The organism is Vibrio sp. (genome assembly GCF_048266485.1).
Classification (GTDB): domain Bacteria; phylum Pseudomonadota; class Gammaproteobacteria; order Enterobacterales; family Vibrionaceae; genus Vibrio.
The window spans coordinates 997703-1019512 of record NZ_JBLWZK010000001.1; the positions used below are offsets into that span (position 1 = coordinate 997703).

At 40.4% G+C, this 21810-nt stretch carries 18 protein-coding genes; 7 read left to right on the top strand and 11 right to left on the bottom strand.

All coding sequences use genetic code 11. From position 1 onward, the window contains the following. Positions 1-19: 19 nt before the first annotated feature. The 3 genes from tgt to ACN0T8_RS04625 all read right to left on the bottom strand — a co-directional run bounded on the left by tgt (position 20) and on the right by ACN0T8_RS04625 (position 3310). Entirely contained in the window at positions 20-1171 is a 1152-nt protein-coding gene (gene tgt / locus ACN0T8_RS04615; protein ID WP_417879443.1) for a tRNA guanosine(34) transglycosylase Tgt, read from the bottom strand. Positions 1172-1258: 87 nt separating this feature from the next. Further along, positions 1259-2311 carry a tRNA preQ1(34) S-adenosylmethionine ribosyltransferase-isomerase QueA gene (queA, locus tag ACN0T8_RS04620; RefSeq protein ID WP_417879444.1) on the bottom strand — a complete coding sequence of 351 codons (1053 nt, stop codon included), beginning with the start codon at positions 2309-2311 and terminating at the stop codon, positions 1259-1261. 93 nt (positions 2312-2404) lie between these two features. Then, positions 2405-3310: a hydrogen peroxide-inducible genes activator gene (locus tag ACN0T8_RS04625; protein ID WP_417879445.1), complete on the bottom strand. Its 906-nt coding sequence runs from the start codon at positions 3308-3310 to the stop codon at positions 2405-2407. Positions 3311-3511: 201 nt separating this feature from the next. Between ACN0T8_RS04625 and ACN0T8_RS04630 the strand changes: the two genes are divergently transcribed. Both ACN0T8_RS04630 and ACN0T8_RS04635 read left to right on the top strand, forming a co-directional pair. Continuing rightward, positions 3512-4123, top strand: coding sequence for a peroxiredoxin C (locus tag ACN0T8_RS04630; protein WP_027696756.1), 612 nt, complete (start codon positions 3512-3514; stop codon positions 4121-4123). Between the two features lie 89 nt (positions 4124-4212). Beyond that, positions 4213-4956, top strand: a complete 744-nt coding sequence (locus ACN0T8_RS04635) for a copper homeostasis protein CutC (protein ID WP_417879446.1) — start codon at positions 4213-4215, stop codon at positions 4954-4956. Between the two features lie 83 nt (positions 4957-5039). On the opposite strand, the gene phoU is transcribed toward ACN0T8_RS04635, so the two are convergent. Genes phoU through ACN0T8_RS04655 form a run of 4 tightly spaced genes read right to left on the bottom strand, consistent with a single transcriptional unit; the run spans position 5040 to position 10609 of the window. After that, positions 5040-5732 (bottom strand): phosphate signaling complex protein PhoU, encoded by a 693-nt coding sequence (gene phoU, locus ACN0T8_RS04640; protein ID WP_417879447.1) that lies wholly within the window; start codon positions 5730-5732, stop codon positions 5040-5042. A gap of 46 nt (positions 5733-5778) precedes the next feature. After that, a complete protein-coding gene (gene pstB, locus ACN0T8_RS04645; protein ID WP_417879448.1) occupies positions 5779-6597 on the bottom strand; it encodes a phosphate ABC transporter ATP-binding protein PstB in 819 nt (272 codons plus the stop codon). A 1-nt stretch (position 6598) separates the two neighbouring features. Beyond that, entirely contained in the window at positions 6599-8260 is a 1662-nt protein-coding gene (pstA, locus tag ACN0T8_RS04650) for a phosphate ABC transporter permease PstA (protein ID WP_417879449.1), read from the bottom strand. A 57-nt stretch (positions 8261-8317) separates the two neighbouring features. Then, positions 8318-10609, bottom strand: coding sequence for a phosphate ABC transporter permease (locus ACN0T8_RS04655; RefSeq protein ID WP_417879450.1), 2292 nt, complete (start codon positions 10607-10609; stop codon positions 8318-8320). 214 nt (positions 10610-10823) lie between these two features. Between ACN0T8_RS04655 and ppk1 the strand changes: the two genes are divergently transcribed. Both ppk1 and ppx read left to right on the top strand, forming a co-directional pair. Then, positions 10824-12899 (top strand): polyphosphate kinase 1, encoded by a 2076-nt coding sequence (ppk1, locus tag ACN0T8_RS04660; protein WP_417879451.1) that lies wholly within the window; start codon positions 10824-10826, stop codon positions 12897-12899. Positions 12900-12909: 10 nt separating this feature from the next. Then, positions 12910-14451: an exopolyphosphatase gene (gene ppx / locus ACN0T8_RS04665; RefSeq protein ID WP_417879452.1), complete on the top strand. Its 1542-nt coding sequence runs from the start codon at positions 12910-12912 to the stop codon at positions 14449-14451. Positions 14452-14588: 137 nt separating this feature from the next. Here ppx and ACN0T8_RS04670 read toward each other — a convergent pair whose 3' ends face one another. From ACN0T8_RS04670 to phoB, 3 genes are read right to left on the bottom strand one after another with little or no spacing between them, the layout of a single operon-like run. Next, positions 14589-15551, bottom strand: a complete 963-nt coding sequence (locus ACN0T8_RS04670; protein WP_417879453.1) for a PstS family phosphate ABC transporter substrate-binding protein — start codon at positions 15549-15551, stop codon at positions 14589-14591. A gap of 16 nt (positions 15552-15567) precedes the next feature. Next, complete coding sequence (gene phoR, locus ACN0T8_RS04675; protein WP_417879454.1) at positions 15568-16875, bottom strand: phosphate regulon sensor histidine kinase PhoR; 1308 nt, start codon at positions 16873-16875, stop codon at positions 15568-15570. A gap of 36 nt (positions 16876-16911) precedes the next feature. Then, entirely contained in the window at positions 16912-17601 is a 690-nt protein-coding gene (phoB, locus tag ACN0T8_RS04680; RefSeq protein ID WP_237296403.1) for a phosphate regulon transcriptional regulator PhoB, read from the bottom strand. 258 nt (positions 17602-17859) lie between these two features. On the opposite strand from phoB, the gene rdgC reads away from it, so the two are divergent. The 3 genes from rdgC (at position 17860) to ACN0T8_RS04695 (ending at position 20613) form a co-directional block, all read left to right on the top strand. Beyond that, positions 17860-18771 (top strand): recombination-associated protein RdgC, encoded by a 912-nt coding sequence (gene rdgC / locus ACN0T8_RS04685; RefSeq protein ID WP_417879455.1) that lies wholly within the window; start codon positions 17860-17862, stop codon positions 18769-18771. 182 nt (positions 18772-18953) lie between these two features. Beyond that, a complete protein-coding gene (yegQ, locus tag ACN0T8_RS04690; protein ID WP_417879456.1) occupies positions 18954-20357 on the top strand; it encodes a tRNA 5-hydroxyuridine modification protein YegQ in 1404 nt (467 codons plus the stop codon). Position 20358: 1 nt separating this feature from the next. Continuing rightward, positions 20359-20613 carry a YfhL family 4Fe-4S dicluster ferredoxin gene (locus tag ACN0T8_RS04695; RefSeq protein ID WP_027696743.1) on the top strand — a complete coding sequence of 85 codons (255 nt, stop codon included), beginning with the start codon at positions 20359-20361 and terminating at the stop codon, positions 20611-20613. Between the two features lie 93 nt (positions 20614-20706). On the opposite strand, the gene nfsA is transcribed toward ACN0T8_RS04695, so the two are convergent. Beyond that, the gene (gene nfsA / locus ACN0T8_RS04700; RefSeq protein ID WP_417879457.1) at positions 20707-21429 is read right to left on the bottom strand and encodes an oxygen-insensitive NADPH nitroreductase; all 723 of its coding nucleotides are present in this window, start codon (positions 21427-21429) and stop codon (positions 20707-20709) included. Between the last annotated feature and the right edge of the window lie 381 nt (positions 21430-21810).

A 21810-nucleotide genomic window follows, 5' to 3' on the forward strand; every position in this document is an offset into this window, starting at 1 on the left:
CCTCACTTAAAATACGATGTTATTGTGATGAATCACTCATTCGTAGTTCTTTTTGTAGTGGTGGTACTTCTCGATCACGACGAGCATAAAACTCTTGTACAAATTCTTCAAAACGATCTTCATCAATTGCAAGGCGAATGCTTGCCATTAAACGTTGATAATAACGAAGATTATGAATAGTGTTTAAACGCGCACCTAAAATCTCGTTACAACGATCAAGATGATGTAAATAAGACTTTGAGTAATTTTTACAAGTGTAACAATCACACTGTGGATCAAGCGGTGATGTATCCGTTTTATGTGACGCATTACGAATCTTAATTACGCCACCTGTTACAAACAGATGCCCGTTACGCGCATTTCGAGTTGGCATCACACAGTCGAACATATCAATACCACGACGTACACCTTCAACTAAATCTTCCGGTTTGCCAACTCCCATTAAGTAACGAGGTTTGTCTTCCGGTAGTTGTGGGCAAGTATGCTCTAACATGTGGTGCATATCTTCTTTCGGTTCACCTACCGCAAGACCACCCACCGCGTAACCATCAAAGCCAATTTCCGTTAAGCCTTTGACTGAAACGTCACGTAAATCACCGTACACACCACCTTGAACGATTCCGAATAGAGAATTTGGATTTTCAAGCTTATCGAAATGGTCACGACTACGTTGCGCCCAGCGTAATGACATTTCCATCGACTTACGCGCTTCTTCATAGGTAGCAGGATATGGCGTACATTCATCGAAAATCATTACGATGTCAGAGCCTAGATCTTTTTGAATTTCCATCGACTTTTCTGCGTCCATAAAAATTCGATCACCATTTACAGGATTGCGAAAGTGCACGCCTTCTTCGGTAATTTTGCGCATTTTACCTAAGCTAAATACTTGGAAGCCGCCTGAATCGGTCAAAATAGGGCCTTGCCAGTTCATGAAGTCATGCAAATCACCATGTAATTTCATGATCTCTTGACCAGGACGAAGCCATAAGTGGAAAGTGTTACCCAACAAAATTTCCGCACCAGTATCTTTCACTTCTTCTGGCGTCATACCTTTAACAGTACCATAAGTACCCACCGGCATAAATGCAGGGGTTTCAACCGATCCACGCTTAAAGGTTAAGCGTCCACGACGAGCGACGCCGTCTTTTTTAATTAGTTCGTATTTCACGAAGCCTCCAAAATGTCGGATAAACAGTCCAACGAAAAATCGAGGCTCGTCTATCGAGCCTCGTATATCGAGTAACGAGATTCGAGCTTACGAGTCTCGCTTTGTAACAAACATCGCATCACCATAACTGAAGAAGCGATATTCTTTATTTACAGCATGTTGATAAGCGTTCATCACATGCTCATAGCCAGCAAAAGCACTCACTAACATAATCAAAGTAGACTCAGGCAAATGAAAATTAGTGATAAGTACGTCAACTAATTGATATTCATAACCTGGGTAAATGAAAATTTCTGTATCACCAAAAAATGGGACAAGCTCGGTGCCTTTTTGCTTAGCATTTTGCGCTGCACTTTCTAATGAACGCACCGAAGTTGTTCCTACGGCAACAATTCGTCCACCACGAGTTTTAGTCGCGTTAATAGCGTCAACCACATCTTGTGGCACTTCCACATATTCAGAATGCATGTGGTGGTCGTTAATATCATCGACACGAACTGGCTGAAAAGTACCAGCACCAACATGTAGAGTCACATACGCAAACTCGACACCTTTGGCTTTAATTTTCTCTAAAAGTTCATTATCAAAATGCAATCCGGCGGTTGGCGCGGCAACCGCACCTGGCTTTTGATTATAGACGGTTTGATAACGCTCTTTATCGGTATCTTCATCAGGGCGATCGATGTAAGGCGGGAGTGGCATGTGGCCGATTTCATTTAAAATATCAAACACGCCTTTTTCATGATCAAAATGAATCTCAAATAATGCATCATGACGCGCAACCATGGTGGCTTGATATTCGTCATTTTCACCTAAAAATAGTGCATTTCCTGGCTTCGGGGATTTTGACGCACGGACATGAGCAAGAATCGAATGTTCATCCAATACACGCTCGACTAATACTTCAATTTTACCGCCTGACTCTTTACGTCCAAACACACGAGCAGGAATAACACGAGTATTATTGAATACCACTAAGTCACCCGGCTGAACGAGATCCAACACATCGGTAAACTTCCCATCCGTTAGATCACCACTATTGCCATCTAACTGTAATAGTCGGCTTGCTGTACGCTGTGGCTGAGGGTAACGAGCGATCAGCTCATCGGGTAGTTCGAAGTCAAAATCAGATACTTGCATGAAGGGTCACTTTTTTAAGGCTAAACAATTATTCAATTTGGATATTAGCGGTGTAAAAATCTGGCGCTAGTATAGAGTTTGATGCTCATTGAATCAAAGTAAACCTTCTACTACATTGGCTAATGTTTCAAAGGTCGTCGTACGATTTGAGCTTGGTCGCCAAATCAAACCAATTTGACGGTGAGCACTTTTCTCCGGAGGCTCAATTATAACAATGTTTTGGTTATCCACTAAACCGTGGTTAATCGCCATTTGAGGAATAAAAGTCGTGCCTAATCCATTGGCCACCATTTGCACTAAAGTATGCAAACTAGTGGCGGAAAATGGGTTAATTTTTTCTTTCTTGGTTAATTTACATGCCGACACCGCGTGCTCAGTTAAGCAATGTTCATTTTCAAGCAAGAACACCGATTCATCCGGAAGATCATCATAACGCAGAGGAATGCGGATCGAACCGGCCTGCTCTCGGCTGATGATCATACGAAACGGGTCTTGGCCAACGATTCTACATTCCATTCCATCAATTTCCATCGGCATCGCCAAGATCAACACATCCAAATCACCATTACGCAAAGCTTTTAATAAATTGGTCGTAGTATCTTCACGTAATAATAAAGTCAGTTGCGGAAAGCGTTGATTAACTTCCTGTACCAATCCTCCCAGTAAAAACGGTGCAATGGTAGGAATGCAGCCAACTCTTAATTGACCTTGCATCGTATGACCCTGACACAACGATCCTAATTCAAGTAGATCTTGGCTTTTGGCTAAGAGGTCCCGTCCTTGCTTCACCACTTGCTTACCTGCCAAAGTAAAAACCAGCGGGCTCTTTTTATCTTTTTTTTCGTAAAGTGGGCAACCAATTAAGGATTCTAAATTTTGAATACCTTTACTCAAAGTCGATTGGCTAACAAAGCAACGCTCTGCCGCTTCGCTAAAGTGACGTGTTTCATAAAGCGTCACCAGATAATGTAGCTGTTTTAAACTTGGCCATTTAGTCATATTAAATTTCGATGAAGTTGTCGTGAAATCATGCTGCGATCACAAATTAAAGATAATCGCTTTTTTCGATAAGGTTAATCGGTTTATTTCGCTTTTTTTCATACTACAACTTGTACTATAGTTTGTCGCGTTGAAACAAAACTCAGACACAGAAGTTTGAGTATTGATTTTTATATCAAAGAAAAATTTAGGAGCAATAAAATGGTACTAGTAGGTCGTCAAGCCCCAGATTTCACAGCAGCAGCAGTTCTAGGTAACGGTGAAATTGTTGATACATTCAACTTTGCAGAATTCACTAAAGGCAAGAAAGCCGTTGTTTTCTTCTACCCTCTAGACTTCACATTCGTTTGCCCATCAGAGCTAATCGCTTTCGACAAGCGTTTCGAAGATTTCCAAGCTAAAGGTGTTGAAGTAATCGGTGTTTCTATCGATTCACAATTCTCACACAACGCATGGCGTAACACTGCTATCGCTGACGGCGGTATCGGTCAAGTTAAATACCCTCTAGTTGCTGACGTTAAACACGAAATCGTTAAAGCATACGATGTTGAGCACCCAGAAGCAGGCGTTGCTTTCCGTGGTTCTTTCCTAATCGACGAAGACGGTCTTGTACGTCACCAAGTGGTTAACGATCTTCCTCTAGGTCGTAACATTGATGAAATGCTGCGTATGGTTGACGCACTAAACTTCCACCAAAAACACGGTGAAGTTTGCCCAGCACAGTGGGAAGAAGGTAAAGCAGGTATGGACGCATCTCCAAAAGGTGTTGCTTCGTTCCTATCTGAGCACTCAGATGACCTAGGCAAAAAATAATTTAGCCTAAACGGTTTATTGAGCCCCGCCATTGTGCGGGGCTTTTTTTGTTTTACAATACACCATCACTTTTTAGCTTAGAGCTTATCATGACCATTGAATTAGAAGTCTGTATTGATAATTTAGAATCCCTACACCTTGCGATTGAAGGTGGTGCGACTCGTATTGAACTATGTTCATCCCTTGCGTTAGGTGGCTTAACTCCTAGCTATGGTTTTATGAAGAAAGCCGCGCAATACTCAAGTGTCCCGGTTTACGCCATGATTCGCCCTCGCCAAGGTGACTTTCTGTATAGCGAGCAAGATGTTGAATCGATGTTAGAAGATGTGCTTTGCGCTAAACAAGCGGGCTTGCAAGGCATTGTAATTGGTGCACTTACCGAAGAAGGTGAGGTAAATAAAGCAATATGTCAGCGTCTTATCGAAGCGGCTTCAGGTATGGGCGTGACTTTTCACCGAGCGATTGATCAATGTCGAGATCCTAAACAAGCATTAGAAGATATTGCAGAACTAGGTTGTGAGCGCATATTAACGTCAGGGCTGGCAAGTACCGCAGAACAAGGTATTAACGTTATCGCGGAAATGGTTGAACAAGCTCAAGGGCGATTTTCGATTATGGCTGGCGCAGGTGTCAACATTGATAATGCAGCGCAAATAATCAAGCAAACTGGCATTCACGAGATTCACCTTTCAGGAAAAACCACTCGCCCTAGTCACATGAAACTGCACGCTGATAGCGCAAAAATGGGTTCAGATTCAATCGATGATTTTGCAATTCCGGTAACCAGTAAACAAATCATTCAAGCGGTGAAGCAAACCATCCAGTGCTTTTGAAAAGTAGGCATTTAATAGCAATTGAATAAAAATGGCGACCTCAATTGGTCGCCATTTTCACAATGAAAAGCTAACTATTTACCTTACATTAAAGATTCTAAATAATCCTTATCATGACGAACATCTTTACCTTGTACGAAGTAAATGATGTATTCACAGATGTTCTGGCAACGATCACCGACCCTTTCTATCGATTGAGCGCAGGCAACTATTTGCATCACTTTGGGTACTGAACTAGGGTCTTGCATCATAAAATTGATCATCTGCTGCTGAACTTTTTTATGTTCTGCATCTAACTGATCATCCATACGATATACCGCCGCTGCGGCTTGAACATCCATGCGAGCATAAGCATCTAACACTTGATGTAGCATATTGACCGCCATGCGACCAAACGCTTCGACTGAAACAATCAAAGTTTCTTGTTTCGGTGCAAATGCTTCTTGTGCGACATAACTTAATTTAGTCGCGACATCACCAATTCGTTCCAGATCGGAAATAGTTTTAATGATCGCCATCACCAAACGTAAATCTTTTGCGGTTGGTTGCCTTTTGGCAATAATGCGTGTACAAGCTTCATCAATCGCCACTTCCATTTGATTCACTTTGTCATCATTACGCTTAACCTTAGTGGCTAATTGAGAATCGCGTTTATACAGCGCATGTAATGCCAGAGAAAGTTGCTCTTCAACTAAGCCACCCATCGCTAATACGTGAGTACGAATGGATTCAAGTTCGACATTAAACTGCCCTGAAATATGACGACCAAGTTGCATTCTATTTTAAATCCTTATTTACCATCACTTATTTACTGACAATAGATTAACCGTATCGTCCAGTAATGTAATCTTCAGTTTTCTTCATTCTTGGCGAAGTAAAAATTGAATCGGTATCGCTATACTCCACCAGCTGTCCCATGTGCACAAAAGCGGTATGATCACTTACTCGCGCAGCTTGCTGCATATTATGTGTAACAATCACCACTGTGTATTTGGTTTTTAATTCCGAGATCAGCTCCTCAATCGTCAATGTCGAAATCGGATCTAAAGCAGATGTCGGTTCATCGAGTAATAAGACTTCAGGCTCAATGGCGATGGCGCGAGCTATCACTAAACGTTGCTGCTGACCACCAGATAATCCAAAAGCACTTTCATGTAGGCGATCTTTGACTTCAGTCCATAAGGCCGCCGCTCGTAATGAACGCTCAACAGCATCATCTAAAGAACGAGAATCTTTGATCCCTTGCAAACGTAACCCATACACCACATTCTCATAAATTGATTTAGGGAAAGGGTTAGGACGTTGGAATACCATCCCCACTCGTCGACGTAAGCTCGCGACATCAACATTAGGGTGATAAATATTATTACCATTTAAAAGAACTTCGCCTTCCACTCGGCAACCATCTACCAAGTCATTCATACGGTTGATACAGCGCAACAAGGTCGATTTACCACAACCAGAAGGTCCGATAAAAGCCGTCACCTGGCCTTTAGGAATACGCATACTAATATCTTTTAAGGCTTGAGTTTTATGGTAAAACAAGTCCAAGCCATCAATAGAAATCGCCGTTTGTTTTTCAGTTAAGTTATGAACATCTAAAGGTTCAGGATACCCAAGCGCCGAATGAATCGAAAGCATATTAATCGTTTCCTAATATCTTAAACTTTTCGCGTAAATTATTACGGATCATGATTGCAGTAATATTGAGACCGACGACTACTGTGATCAATAAAAATGACGTCGCAAATACCAATGGCCTTGCCGCTTCAATATTCGGCGTTTGGAAACCCACATCATAAACGTGAAAACCAAGATGCATAAATTTTCTTTCTAAGTGTAGGAATGGGAAATTACCATCAACTGGTAAATTAGAAGCCAACTTCACAACCCCTACCAGCATCAAAGGGGCCACTTCTCCTGCCGCCCTTGCAACAGCAAGAATTAAACCCGTCATGATTGCTGGACTAACCATAGGCAACACGGTTCGCCATAGCATTTCGAACTTAGTTGCTCCTAGAGCATAAGAGCCATGTCGAACTGAGTTTGGGACCCGAGCTAATCCTTCTTCTGTAGCAACAATCACTACGGGTAAAGTTAATATTGCTAACGTCATCGCAGACCATAGCAAACCAGGAGTACCAAACGTCGGCGTAGGTAAGGTATCAGAATAGAACAACTCATCAATCGAATTACCTATAGTATAGACAAAGAAACCTAGACCAAACACGCCATAGACAATCGATGGTACACCAGCGAGATTAACTACTGAGATTCGAATCAATCGTGTAAGCATGGTATTTCCGGCGTACTCATGCAGATAAACTGCAGCAATAACACCAAGTGGCATCACCACCACCGACATGATAATCACTAATAATACTGTACCGAAAATAGCCGGAAAGACACCTCCCTCTGAATTCGACTCTCTTGGATTATCGAGTAAAAACTTCCCAACTTGTTTAACCCAATGATGAGCCTTTTCTCCCCAACTCATTGCGTTGGGGTACCAAACATCTAATATTGAGTCTAAAGGTAAAGAAATAATCTCACCTTTCATATCTTTCACTAGCACTCGTGCTGATGATAGTTGTTCCTGCAATGCTAAAATCTTACTTTCAGCCAAAGTAAACTTAGACTCTAACGCATCTTGTCGTTGATCTAAGGTTTTAAGATTAACGACTGCCACTTTGCCTTTTTTCTGCTTTAATTGCCTCTCAATACGTAACTTATTAAGTTGTTGAGTCACAACTTGTAGCTCATTTTGTAAAATATGATCAATTTTCTCTCGAACCGCATCCGCATTTTGTATCGCAATCGCAATGCGCTTAGGTAATGAGTTTTTATAAACTTGGCCTTCGCTTTCAAATGATATGGGTTGACCAAAAAAGTCCCCGGAATGTGTACGCTCAAAAACAGCAAGATCTCGAGGCGTATCTTGATGATGTAAATCTATTGATAATACCGAAATAAAATCTCGCGGATAAATATCACGGTTAGCCACCTTGATCGATAATCGCTGTGCTTGCCCTGATTGCAATACAGAGTCTGGCCACGTCCTATCTTGATTTGATAGCTGATCAAGAGAAACATAACTTTGCTGATAAATCTGACCTATCAAGCGCTGCCCATGCTCATCTTGCCATTGATATAAAGGTGCAGGCCAAAAGTACACCAGCCCCTTCCAGCCAATTAATAACAGTAAGCCTAATACTGAAATAAGGCTAATACTCACCGCGCCAGCCGTCAGCCATACCCAAGGATTGCCAGATTTGATCCAAATAAATTGATAACGGCTTAACATGGCAGACCTCTTAATCCAAGTATCACTCCAAATATCAAGCCACCTTTTGTCGATGAACTATAAAGCACTGTACTTATCCCTTAAACGTTGGCGGATTAGCTCTGCTATCGAGTTGACGACAAAGGTAAAAATAAACAATAAGAAAGCCGATAAAAACAACAATCTGAAATGAGAACTGCCGACTTCTGATTCCGGCATCTCAATCGCAATATTGGCCGACAAAGTACGCATGCCTTCAAAAATATTCCAATCCATCACAGGAGTATTACCGGTTGCCATCAGTACAATCATGGTTTCACCAACCGCGCGCCCTAGTCCCATCATCACCGCTGAAAATATCCCGGGAGATGCAGTGACTAACACTACGGTAGTTAAACATTGCCAAGGCGTCGCACCAAGTGCACTAGCACCATCGGATAAATGTTTTGGTACGGAGAATATAGCATCTTCCGCAATGGTAAAAATGGTTGGTATTACCGCAAAACCCATTGCAAAACCAACAATTAATGCATTTCTTTGATCGAAGTCGATACCCATATTGGACATAAATAATCGAACATCACCACCAAACAACCAATGTTCAAGGTAGTGGCCATAGCTGAATACCAACCAAGCAAAACCGATAATCACAGGCACTAGAAATAACGCTATCCAACCTTGATAGTCACCTATCCCAGTAAATTTCCTCATTGCTTGCCACAATAGTGCTGCGAGTAAAATCACCACAGGTGACAACACGATAAACAAGATGGTATTGAGTAAATTTAACTCAACAATTGGGGCTAACCATAAGCCCGCTAGAAAACCAATAATCACCGTAGGCAAAGCTTCCATTAACTCAATAGTCGGTTTTACGTAACGGCGCATTTTTGGTGTCATAAAGTACGCCGTATAAACCGCACCACAAATAGAAATTGGCACAGCAAAGATCATGGCAAATAATGCTGATTTTAAAGTACCAAAGGCGATAGGAACCAGACTAAACTTCACTTCAAAATCATTGCTAGCAGCTGTAGATTGCCAAATAAACTCAGGTTCAGGGTATCCCTCATACCATACCTTTTTCCATAAAGAGGTAAACGAAATATCAGGATGAGGATTATCAACCTTAAATAGCGATAGTTTGTCTTGAAAAGCGGTAATTAAAAATTGCTCATTGGATGAGGTCGCCGCAGCTATAGGTAATGTTTGAGCAATTTTTTTCGAGAATACTTTATCATCTGAAGTCGTATAAAAATTATTGACTCGCCCCATTTCATCAAACAAAAAGAAACCTTTACGATAAAAGTCTGGCAAAACAAAAGCCGTTTTGATCTTGTTACCTGAATCAAAATCACGAATGTGAGTAAACTGTCGCTTTCCTTCTTTCAATACATCAAACCATTGAGAAACCGTACCATCCGATTGAGTAACTAAAACGGAATAAGCCCCAGAAAGTAAATCCAGCTTAACGCCTTGTACCGATGGCGCCTTTTCTTTTTGAGTATCTTTCTTAATAGAAGTACTCACTAAAGCGACACTTTCCCGCAATAGAAAACCTGCATCATTACGCTTTAAAACACTGATCGAATCAGGATATAACACATATAAGGTCTGCCCATCTTGTGTGAGTACAAAATCTTTCACATTAGGAGATAAACTGGGTAGATTCAATGAAGAGCTTTGCCAGTGTGATTCAACATCCCCAAATTGAGAAGTATTTTGATAACCAATAGCGCGCCACTCACCATGCTGATTAATACCAACAAAGGTCGCCTGTTTCGCCTGTATAGAAAAATCAAACTGGCGAATCGCGACCCCATCACGATCAAGGGAGACTGGATTATCGGCAAAAGAACTAAAGCTGGGAGAAGACTGACGACCATCAGAGGTAAACACAGTCGTAAACTTGGGTTGAACCGCATAGATTCTTCCTTGATTATCGGCATAAGCATACCAACGAGAACTGATTTCAGCTGCCTTAAAGGCTACCGGGTGCTCAACAATTTGGCTCACCAATAACGGATCGACCTTTTGACTAGTGTTAACAGAGGAATTTAAAGATGGGTTGAGTGTAGAAAAAACTAATTTCCCATCATCAGTAAAACGAAAAACCGTACTACTATCATCATCGACACCAACAGCAAGTATTTTATTTATAGATTGACCAGGGGTAAGTAAGTATTCACTTTTTAGCTTTATACCTGAAGGAGAAAATATAGGTGCAATGACTACAATCAAATAGAAAATCAGTAATACTAAAGCGATAAGAACACTAATCCCCCCTAGTTTAATCACCGAGCTTGCAAAGCGATCTGTTAGCCATCGCCTTTTATCTCGTTGTTGAAAGAAAGTATCGACTTGAGCCATGTTCCACAGTACCTTTTTTGATTAATGACATAATATGTCGATTGTGTGACAGTTTTATTACTATACTTTGATTTGTACTTGATTTTACTACCATTGCTTCTTTATATAAGCCTCATTGAAATAAAAGTGTCACAAAAAACCACTAACGTACTCTATTAGATATGATAAAGGATTCCATTCTCCCCTTCTCTACTAATACATGCTGGATGGTAAAATGAGCTCCGAGAAACTCTACATAGAAAAAGAACTAAGTTGGCTATCTTTTAATGAACGAGTCTTACAAGAAGCGGCCGATAAAACCGTTCCCCTGATTGAACGTGTACGTTTTTTAGGGATCTTTTCTAGTAATTTAGATGAGTTTTATAAAGTTCGCTTTGCTGATGTAAAACGCCGTATTTTAATTAGCCAAGAAAGTGGTAATAACGACAGCCCTAAACATCTTTTAACCAAGATGCAGTCAAAAGTATTAAAGCTAAATCAAAGATTTGATGAATTATATAATGAATTAATACTTGAAATGGCTCGACGTCGCATATTCTTAGTTAATGAATCACAGTTGCAAGAATCTCAACAAAAATGGATCAGAAAATATTTCCAACGTGAAGTGCTTCCTCACATCACTCCCTTTTTGATGAATAAAGATACCGATGTACTGAGCTTTTTAAAGGATGAACATTCTTACCTTACTGCGGAAATCATTCATCAAGACCAAAAGAATTATGCCTTAATTGATATTCCAACCGATCATCTCCCTCGCTTCATTATGGTACCGGAACAAAAAGGTAAGAGGCGTAAAACAATTATATTGCTTGATAATATTATTCGCTTTTGTCTGGATGATATTTTCAAAGGCTTCTTTCAATACGATGAGCTTAATTGTTACACCATGACCATGACTCGTGACGCTGAATATGATTTACGCCATGAGGTTGAACACAGTTTATTAGAGCAGATGTCGGAAGGGGTCAACCAACGTCTGACTGCTATGCCTGTGCGACTCGTCTATCAACGAGATATGCCAGAAGATCTACTGAAATATTTATGTGAAAAACTCAATATGAGTAGTTATGACAGCTTAATTCCTGGTGGTCGTTATCATAACTTCAAAGATTTCACTGGCTTTCCAAACGTAGGAAGAGATTATTTAGAAAACAAACCGTTAGCTCCACTTAAATGTGCTGATTTTGATGGTTATCCAAATAACTTTGAAGCCATCAGTGCGCAAGATATTTTATTGTATTACCCGTATCACAGCTTTGACCATATTACCGAGTTGGTTCGACAGGCATCTTTTGATCCCAAAGTAATCAGTATCAAAATCAATATTTATCGTGTTGCCAAAAACTCAAAGCTAATGAATTCATTGATGGATGCGGTACACAACAAAAAGAAAGTCACTGTTGTGGTTGAGCTGCAAGCTCGTTTTGACGAAGAAGCCAATATTGAATGGGCTAAATTACTAACGGATGCCGGTGTACATGTTATTTTCGGCGCACCAGGATTAAAAATACACTCAAAACTATTACTGATTACTCGTAGAGAAGATGATGAATTAAAGCGTTACGCTCATATTGGTACTGGTAACTTTCACGAAAAAACCGCACGAATTTATACCGACTTCGCTTTGTTAACTGCAGATCCACAATTAACCAGCGAAGTGAAAAGTGTCTTCGGCTATATCGAAAATCCATATCGCCCAGTCAAATTCACTCAATTAATGGTGTCACCACGTAATGCTCGCCAACAAATTTATAAATTAATAGACAATGAAATCGCCATTGCTAAAGAAGGTCGCCCCGCTGGTATTACTTTAAAAGTAAACAACCTAGTCGATAAAGGCCTCGTTAATAAGTTATACGGTGCAAGCAATGCTGGGGTTAAAATCCGCATGATCGTTCGCGGTATGTGTTCATTAGTACCTGGCATCCCTGGGGTAAGTGAAAACATCTCAATTATTAGTATTGTCGACCGATTTTTAGAACACCCTAGGGTCGTTGTGACTGAAAATAATGGCGATCCAAAAGTTTATATTTCTTCAGCCGACTGGATGACACGTAACTTAGATTATCGAATTGAAGTTGCCACTCCTATCCACTCTCAACGATTAAAACAACGGATCATCGATATTCTCAATATTCATTTTATTGATACCGTCAAAGCTAGGCGTATCGATAAAGAGATGAGTAACAACTATGTACCACGCGGCAACCGAAAAAAAGTTCGTTCACAAATTGCTATTTATGATTATTTAAAGCAAATTGAAAGGAAGGCTCGTTTAAAAACAGAATAAATAGGTATTTATGAATCTAGCAACCGAACTAAGTATTAGGCACATTGCCGCTATCGATTTAGGCTCAAACAGTTTTCACATGGTGGTGGCCAAAGTCACTGATCATGATTTGCAAATTGTCAGTCGCCATAAACAACGTGTTCGGTTAGCTGATGGTTTGGACTCACACATGAACCTAGACAATACCGCAATGCAACGTGGCTTGGATTGTCTCGCCATGTTTGCTGAACGTATACAAGACTTCGATGCCGATAACGTTAGAATCGCGGCTACACACACGCTTCGCCAAGCCAATAATGCCCATATATTTCTCTCTCGTGCTCGCCATATATTACCCTTTCCAATTGAAGTGATTGATGGTGTTGAAGAAGCGCGTTTAATTTATTTAGGCGTTGCTCATACTCAACCTGAATGGAAGAAAAAGTTTGTTATTGATATCGGTGGTGGTAGTACTGAAATGATCATTGGTGCAGGCTTTGAACCTCAACGACTTAATAGTAAGCAGTTAGGTTGCGTCAGTTATACCAATAAGTTTTTCCACAATGGAAAATTATCCAAAAAGAATTTCTCTAAAGCTATCTTAGCGGCTCAGCAAAAGTTAGAAGCCTTATGTAAACCATATAAGAAGTTAGGTTGGGATGCGGCAATAGGATCTTCGGGTACGATAAAAGCAATCCGAGAAGTCCTCATTGGTATGGGGCATGAAGATGGCATAATCACCTTAGAACGACTCAACCAACTGGTTGAAGAATTGTGCAAACTCGATCAAATTGATGATATTAAGCTCGAAGGTTTAACCGATGAACGTAAACCTGTATTTGCAGCGGGTGTTGCAATTTTATTAGCTATATTTGAATCGTTTTGCATTAAACAACTGCATTTTTCCGATGGTGCATTACGTGAAGGTTTAATGTATGAAATGGAAGAACGATTCCAGCGTTCAGATATTCGCATGCGTACCGCAGAAAACCTTGCCGATAAACATCAAGTTGATGTGAGTCATGCTAAAAATGTACGCAATCAAGCAGAGCGCTTTTTAAAACAAGTAGGTTCAGAACTCGATATAAAACCTAAAAGTGGACTTTGCAGCTTATTATCCTGGGGAGCCTTACTACATGAAGTAGGGCTTAGTATTAGCTATAAAGGCTTTCATCGCCATTCTGCTTATATCCTTCAACACACCAACATGCCGGGATTTAACCAAGAACAACAACAAGTTCTTGCTGCATTAGTTCGCTTTCAACGTAAAGCCCTTAAACTGCAAGAAATGCCCGAATTAACCATTTATAAGAAAAAACAAATACTGCCTTTAATTGCCATATTACGTTTAGCGATCGTCGTTAATGGACAGAGAAAAGAAGAAAATGAGCTGCCTAAATTGACTATTTCCGTGGAAACAATAAACGGTGGAAAGGATGAAGAAGGCACAGATCAACGATGGAAGCTGGCTTGTGAAGATGAAGATTGGCTAGATAATAATCGCTTATTACATGCCGACTTACAAACAGAGCAGCAATATTGGACCAATGCGGGTTGGAACCTCAGTTTTTAAAGTGATATACCCTTGATTGCCATTACAACTTTTTTGATCGTTAAAACAGCCTTTTCCAAGACTGTTTTTATTGCTAGAGATTATACCTAAGCTGTTTAGAAAACGTTTATCATTTTTCTAATGAATTCTCGAATAAATTAACGCAAGCCGACCTTCTGCAGTTGAGCATTGGCCAGTTCACGTGATAACGCAACATAACCATCCTTCTCTACTCCTATCTGCCCTTGTTTGGAATAGATAAACTTTAAAAATTCAGCCTGTGGCCGGGGCAGAGGCTTTAATGGATTTTTATTTACATAAATATATAAATAACGAGCGAGTGGATAACGACCATCTAAAATATTATCTCTGGTTGGGTAAATATAATCTTGCCCTTTCAGAGCAATAGGAATCAATTTCGCTTTTGATACTTGATAACCCACTCCAGAATAACCAATGCTGTTAATTGATGAGGCGACAGATTGCACAACAGAAGCCGAACCAGGTTGTTCATTCACTTGCCTTTTAAAATCACCTTTACACAGTGCATGTTGCTTAAAGTAACCATAAGTGCCTGATACCGAATTACGACCAAACAGTTGGAAACCTAACTTAGCCCACTCGGTATCTATCCCTAGTTGTTGCCATTTATTTAATGGCGCAGTTGCCCCACATTTTAATGTGGATGAAAAAATGGCATCCACTTGTGAAAAGTTCAAACCTTCAATTGGATTATCTTTATGTACAAAAATACCAATTGCATCAATGGCGATTTTTAATTGAATCGGTGGATATCCATATTGACGCTCAAAAGCCTCCAATTCTTTGACTTTCATAGGGCGACTCATTGGGCCTAGTTGTGACGTTCCCTCGGTCAAAGCTGTTGGTGCCGTTGATGAGCCTGAAGATTGAAGCTGCATATTAATATTAGGGTAAATACGTTGAAAATCTTCCGCCCACACAGAGGTCAAGGTCGCAAGGGTGTCCGAACCTACAGAAGAAATAGTTCCAGACATTCCGGATATTTTATCATAGCTATCAAGCTCATCATTAACGATTTCCTTAGCCAAACAAGGCATTGAAAATGCGACCATCAAATAAACGAGTATTGCGTTACGCATATGCTTCCTTTGTAAGTTATAAAGTTGAGCGCGCGATAAGCTTTTTGGGCAATACAAACGAAAAGCAGCTACCTTTATCGACTTCACTGGTGATCTCTAAATAAGATTCATGGTGACTTAATGCATGCTTAGCAATCGCCAAACCAAGCCCACTACCACCTGTTTCACGAGATCGAGCTTTATCTACTCGATAGAAACGTTCGGTTAATCGGTTAATATGTTGAGGCTCAATACCATCTCCAGAGTCTTCAACCGATAAACATGCACCATTAGATGTTTCATACCATTTAACATGTACATCTGCCCCAGCAGGGGTGTACTTAACCGCGTTATATACAAGGTTTGAAATGGCACTGCGTAGCTGATCTTCATCACCATATACCATCATGTTCTTATCGATATCAAACACGATTTTATGTTGATTATCGCCACTTAATGCAATAGCTTCTTTTTCTAAAATCTCTAACATCGCCGGAACATTAACAATTTCATCAAGCTCATGAATCGGTGATGCTTCAATCTTAGAGAGTGTCAGTAATTGTTCGACTAAAGCATTCATACGAGATAATTGTTCAGTCATCACACCATGTGCCTTCGACCACATTGGTCCTGCTAAGATTTCAGGATCTTCAGTCATCTCAAGATAACCTTGTAATACCGTCATTGGCGTTCTTAATTCATGGGAAACATTAGCAAAGAAATTTCTCCGCATCCCTTCTAGTTGTTTTAATTGCGTCACATCACGCACAACCATCAAGTGCTCACCATCGGTATAAGGCACAATACGCAATTCTAAAATACGCTCAGGCGTAAGCGGAGATAGCATTTCAAGCGGTTCAGTAAAGTCTTGCTTAGAAAGGTATTTAATAAAATCAGGCGTACGAATTAAATTAGCGATCGGTTGCCCTGAATCATCTGGCCAACGAAAGCCAAGCAGCGATTGTGCAAGTTTATTACACCAAACGATATTACCTTCACTGCGAAATACCACCACGGCATCGGGTAAGGATTCTGCACCATTTCTAAAACGACGAATTAAATTAGCGAGTTCTTTTCTACGACGACGCTGCTTTTGTTGCAAGTGATAAATACCGTTAAATACGGGTTCCCAATGGCCAGTACCTGAAGGTGGGCTCAAGCGTTTTTCATCCCACAGCCATTCAGATAAGCGTATTTGGTTATGAAATTGCCATAAGAGTTGTAATACGGTAGCGGCAAATAAGAGCCAGCCCATATAACCAAAAAACCAGCCAATTATTAGCCACGGAAGGTAAAAAAAAGCCAGCGACCAAGCTAGCTTTTTTCTGGTTAACCTTTCAACCATTCAGTTAGATACTCCGTCATTCGGATAAAATATAAATTAAGCTCGTGTTGAGAAACGGTAACCAGCACCACGTACAGTTTGAACAAGCTTATCATGTCCCTCTTGCTCCAACGCTTTTCTCAAGCGACGAATATGGACATCTACCGTACGATCTTCAACATAAACATTAGTACCCCAAACGTTATTCAATAACTGTTCACGACTATAGACTCGCTCTTGATGCGTCATAAAGAAATGTAGCATTTTAAACTCAGTCGGCCCCATGTCGAGTGGAGAATCATTTGCTGTCACACGATGAGAAACAGGATCAAGTTTTAATCCTTGCACATCAATGACATCTTCTACTGCTGTAGGTGTAACACGACGAATAACCGCTTTTAAGCGAGCAACGAGTTCTTTAGGAGAAAAAGGTTTGGTAATGTAATCATCCGCCCCCACTTCTAAACCGCGAACTTTATCTTCTTCTTCACCACGTGCAGTAAGCATCACGACAGGAATATTTCGGGTTAGCTCTTCACGCTTAAGGTGTTTAATAAAATTAATACCGGAACCACCTGGTAACATCCAATCTAATAAAATCAAATCCGGATAGGGTTCGCACAATTTATTAATGGCGGTATCGTAATCTTCAGCTTCAACCGGTTGATACCCTTTTTGTTCTAAAACAAAGCACAACATTTCCCTGATAGGAGCTTCATCTTCAACAACCAAAATTCTTCTCGACATACCCAAAAATCCTTTCGCGTCTACTTTACTAATTTAAATTAGCCAAAATTAATCTGCTACTTATTATGTGTCTTAAGTATGACAGTTTTGTGACTTCTGCAAAGTAATTTTCATATAACTGTCAACCAATCATGGTTATTTTGTCATAGGCACCATTTCTTTAAGTCAGAACTGCTTTGAATTCTCTCCTTCACTTTGATTAAGTGAATAAATCTTCTATGATAGGCGTCCAATTTCCAGACTGAGTGTATGAGAGTTATGTGGTTTAAGAATTGTTTAGTGTACCGTTTCAATCGTGAAATTAACTTTGATGTTGATAAGCTCGAATCTCAACTCGCTGAATTTAAGTTCACGCCTTGTGGTAGCCAAGATAAGCAAAAGTTTGGTTGGACGAGTGTACTGAATAAGCACTCAGATGTATTAACTCACATCGCTGGTGATCACATTCTGATCAAAGCAAAAAAAGAAGAGAAACTGCTTCCTGCCTCCGTTATTAAAGACTCTCTACAAGATAAAATTGATCTGCTTGAGCAGCAAGAAGGTCGACCTCTTAAGAAAAAAGAAAAAGATGATCTTAAAGATGAAATCTTAATCGACTTGTTACCACGCGCGTTTAGTCGTCATAACTTCACATCAATTTTAATCATGCCAACACTTGGTTTTATTGTGGTGGACTCAAGCAGCAGTAAAAAAGCAGAAGATGCGCTAGCTCTACTACGCAAAACCTTAGGAAGTCTTCCCGTTGTACCAGCTATTCCTGAAGTTGCAATTGAAACCAGCTTAACCGAGTGGGTAAAAACCGGTGACCTACCACAAGGCCTGCAACTATTAGATGAAGCTGAATTCCACTCTCTGCAAGAAGAAGGCGGGATCATTCGCTGTAAGAAACAAGAACTAAGCGCAGAAGAAATTCAAAACCATATCGCTGCCGATAAAGTGGTAACAAAACTGGCACTTGATTGGCAGGAACGTATTGAATTTGTACTGGCGGCCGATGCAAGCATTAAACGTTTAAAGTTCAACGATGAATTAAAAGACACCAATGAAGACATTCCTCGTGAAGACCAAGCGCAACGTTTTGATGCCGATTTTGTTCTAATGTGCAGTGAATTCGACGCATTTTTCCCACAACTATTTGATGCACTAGGTGGATTACCAAAAAACGACTAATCATGTGCTCCTCTCAACGATACAGAGCTTTGTGACACCGCAAAGCACTGTTGTTTTTTTATTCCCTACTTCCTTTGTGCTTTTCTCGCTTTTCTTCTTAACTTGGCGTAAAATTCGCTCCCTTAATTTATACCGCTTGGTGGTATAAATCTGACCTGAAATCAGACCTAGAGAAATACATTATGTTTAAACCAGAACTACTGTCTCCTGCTGGCAGCCTAAAAAATATGCGCTATGCATTCGCTTATGGTGCCGATGCGGTTTACGCGGGACAACCACGTTATAGCCTGCGTGTACGTAATAATGAATTCAATCATGAAAACCTGCAAATCGGTATCGATGAGGCGCATGCTTTAGGTAAGAAATTGTATGTGGTATGTAATATCCAACCACACAATTCGAAACTTAAAACTTTTATTCGTGACTTAAAGCCCGTCGTTGATATGGGGCCGGATGCGTTGATCATGTCGGATCCAGGTTTAATCATGATGGTACGTGAAGCTTTTCCTCAAATGCCAATCCACTTATCAGTTCAAGCCAATGCAGTTAACTGGGCAACTGTGAAGTTCTGGTCGACTCAAGGTGTTGAGCGTGTGATTTTATCGCGTGAGCTTTCTCTAGAAGAAATTGAAGAAATTCGTGAACATTGCCCAGAAACTGAATTAGAAATTTTCGTTCATGGCGCGCTATGTATGGCTTACTCTGGCCGTTGTTTGTTATCTGGCTACATGAACAAACGAGATCCAAACCAAGGAACGTGCACGAATGCTTGTCGCTGGGAATATAAAGTAGAAAAAGGCACCGAAAATGATGCTGGCCAGATCGTTGAACAATTCGATCCAAGCCAAGCACAAGGTATTGAAGTTCAAGAGCAACGTCCTGAAAATACCTTAGGCCTTGGTAAACCAACTGATGAAGTAGTATTACTGTCAGAATCTCACCGCCCTGAAGAAAAAATGGCGGCATTTGAAGATGAGCATGGTACCTACATCATGAACTCGAAAGATCTACGTGCGATCCAACATGTTGAACGCTTAACCAAAATGGGAGTTCATTCATTAAAAATTGAAGGCCGTACTAAGTCTTTCTATTACTGCGCACGTACTGCTCAAGTTTATCGCAAGGCGATTGATGATGCGGTAGCGGGTAAACCTTTCGATGAAAGCCTAATGGGTACACTAGAAAGCCTTGCTCACCGTGGTTATACCGAAGGCTTCTTACGTCGTCATACTCACGATTCATACCAAAACTATGATTACGGATATTCAGTATCGGACTCTCAACAGTTTGTTGGTGAATTTACTGGTAAACGCCGTGGACATTTAGCTGAAGTTGAAGTGAAAAATAAATTCTTGCTAGGTGATAGCTTAGAGCTAATGACACCAAACGGAAATATCAACTTCACTTTAGAAGAAATGGAAAATCGTAAGTCAGAAAAAGTGGATGACGCCAAAGGTAACGGACACTTTGTATTTATCCCAGTACCGGAAGATCTAGATTTAAGCTACGGTTTATTAATGCGTAATCTGTCTAATGGACAAAATACGCGTAATCCAGTTTCAGTCGCGACAGCAGAAGCAAAGTAATATGGCCTTATTAATTACAGATAAGTGCATCAATTGTGATATGTGCGACCCCGAATGCCCAAATGGCGCAATCAGCATGGGTGATAGCATTTATGAAATTGATCATAACCTATGCACTGAATGTAAAGGACATTACGATAAACCTACCTGCCAATCGGTATGCCCAATTAACAATTGCATCATTACCGATCCTAAGCATATAGAAACGGAAGATCAGCTACTTGAAAAGTTTGTGGTTATCCAAAACTTGGCCTAATCATCAACTGTTAGCTAATTGAAATTCTATAAACAAAATGGCCTGCTATATTTATCATGTAACAGGCCATTTTTATACTTGTTTAAAGATGAATTACTTCGTCGCTAGCCCTTTGGAATTTAAGTAATCACGGATAAACGGACGTGACTCTTGGCTTAGTCGATTACTAATATGATCCGACCAAGATCCTGATTTTTGATTACTACCGCGCGTCTGATAATAATGACTAGTCTCAGCGTCGTATTCTGCGACCGCTTGCTCTGAAAGCGGTTGGTATTCATCTTGATGGATCATGACCTTCTGTGGTAAACGAGGCTTAATTTTTGGATCTTGATCTGGGTAACCTAAACACATTCCAAACATCACCGCACAATATTTCGGAAGACCTAACAATTCATCGACGTCTTTAGGTGAATTACGTAACCCGCCAATATAAACACCACCTAGCCCTAGAGACTCTGCAGCAAGTAATGTGTTTTGCGCCATAATACCGGCATCAATCGCGCCAATTAATGTCAGTTCAGTGAACTCTGGTTTCACTTCGGGTGATAATTGAAAGTGACGTTGATAATCGATACAAAACACTAAAAATTCAGCTGCCGTTTCAACATATTTTTGCCCGCCGGCAAACTCAGCCAATGCAGCACGTTTAGTAGGGTCGGTAACACGAATGATCGAGGTAGTTTGGAGAAAGCTAGATGATGATGCTGAGATACCTGCAGACAAGATAGACTCTAATTGCTCAGAGGCGATAGATTGCTTGGTAAACTTACGAATTGAGCGATGGTTAAGCATAGTTTCAATAGTCGAATTCATATCTTTCTCCTCTAATATTGCCGTAACTTTATCACACTATCTCGCTTTGCTTTAATTGAGAATATACAAAGAGAATATGAATAAAAGTCATATTTATACTTGAATTTAAATCTTAAAGTACAATATGACTAGTCTTATATTACGAGAACCTTATCCTTTGTATCAGATCCATTAGACCTAAAAAAAGGCCTCAGCATTTCTGCTAAGGCCTTTAATATGGCAGGGGTGGAGAGATTCGAACTCCCAACACGCGCTATTTTGGTATTAGGGGAATCCGCTGCTTTGCATCTGAGCAATTAAACGTAAAAAAGGCCTCAGCATTTCTGCTAAGGCCTTTAATATGGCAGGGGTGGAGAGATTCGAACTCCCAACACGCGCTAT

Coding starts and splice junctions, on each gene's coding strand:
- queA (WP_417879444.1), bottom strand. CDS start 2,311: ATGCAAGTATCTGATTTTGACTTCGAACTACCCGATGAGCTGATCGCT.
- ACN0T8_RS04635 (WP_417879446.1), top strand. CDS start 4,213: ATGACCATTGAATTAGAAGTCTGTATTGATAATTTAGAATCCCTACAC.
- pstB (WP_417879448.1), bottom strand. CDS start 6,597: ATGCTTTCGATTCATTCGGCGCTTGGGTATCCTGAACCTTTAGATGTT.
- yegQ (WP_417879456.1), top strand. CDS start 18,954: ATGTTTAAACCAGAACTACTGTCTCCTGCTGGCAGCCTAAAAAATATG.
- ppk1 (WP_417879451.1), top strand. CDS start 10,824: ATGAGCTCCGAGAAACTCTACATAGAAAAAGAACTAAGTTGGCTATCT.
- phoR (WP_417879454.1), bottom strand. CDS start 16,875: ATGGTTGAAAGGTTAACCAGAAAAAAGCTAGCTTGGTCGCTGGCTTTT.
- ACN0T8_RS04670 (WP_417879453.1), bottom strand. CDS start 15,551: ATGCGTAACGCAATACTCGTTTATTTGATGGTCGCATTTTCAATGCCT.
- ACN0T8_RS04625 (WP_417879445.1), bottom strand. CDS start 3,310: ATGACTAAATGGCCAAGTTTAAAACAGCTACATTATCTGGTGACGCTT.
- pstA (WP_417879449.1), bottom strand. CDS start 8,260: ATGTTAAGCCGTTATCAATTTATTTGGATCAAATCTGGCAATCCTTGG.
- ACN0T8_RS04655 (WP_417879450.1), bottom strand. CDS start 10,609: ATGGCTCAAGTCGATACTTTCTTTCAACAACGAGATAAAAGGCGATGG.
- phoB (WP_237296403.1), bottom strand. CDS start 17,601: ATGTCGAGAAGAATTTTGGTTGTTGAAGATGAAGCTCCTATCAGGGAA.
- phoU (WP_417879447.1), bottom strand. CDS start 5,732: ATGCAACTTGGTCGTCATATTTCAGGGCAGTTTAATGTCGAACTTGAA.
- ACN0T8_RS04630 (WP_027696756.1), top strand. CDS start 3,512: ATGGTACTAGTAGGTCGTCAAGCCCCAGATTTCACAGCAGCAGCAGTT.
- ACN0T8_RS04695 (WP_027696743.1), top strand. CDS start 20,359: ATGGCCTTATTAATTACAGATAAGTGCATCAATTGTGATATGTGCGAC.
- rdgC (WP_417879455.1), top strand. CDS start 17,860: ATGTGGTTTAAGAATTGTTTAGTGTACCGTTTCAATCGTGAAATTAAC.
- ppx (WP_417879452.1), top strand. CDS start 12,910: ATGAATCTAGCAACCGAACTAAGTATTAGGCACATTGCCGCTATCGAT.
- nfsA (WP_417879457.1), bottom strand. CDS start 21,429: ATGAATTCGACTATTGAAACTATGCTTAACCATCGCTCAATTCGTAAG.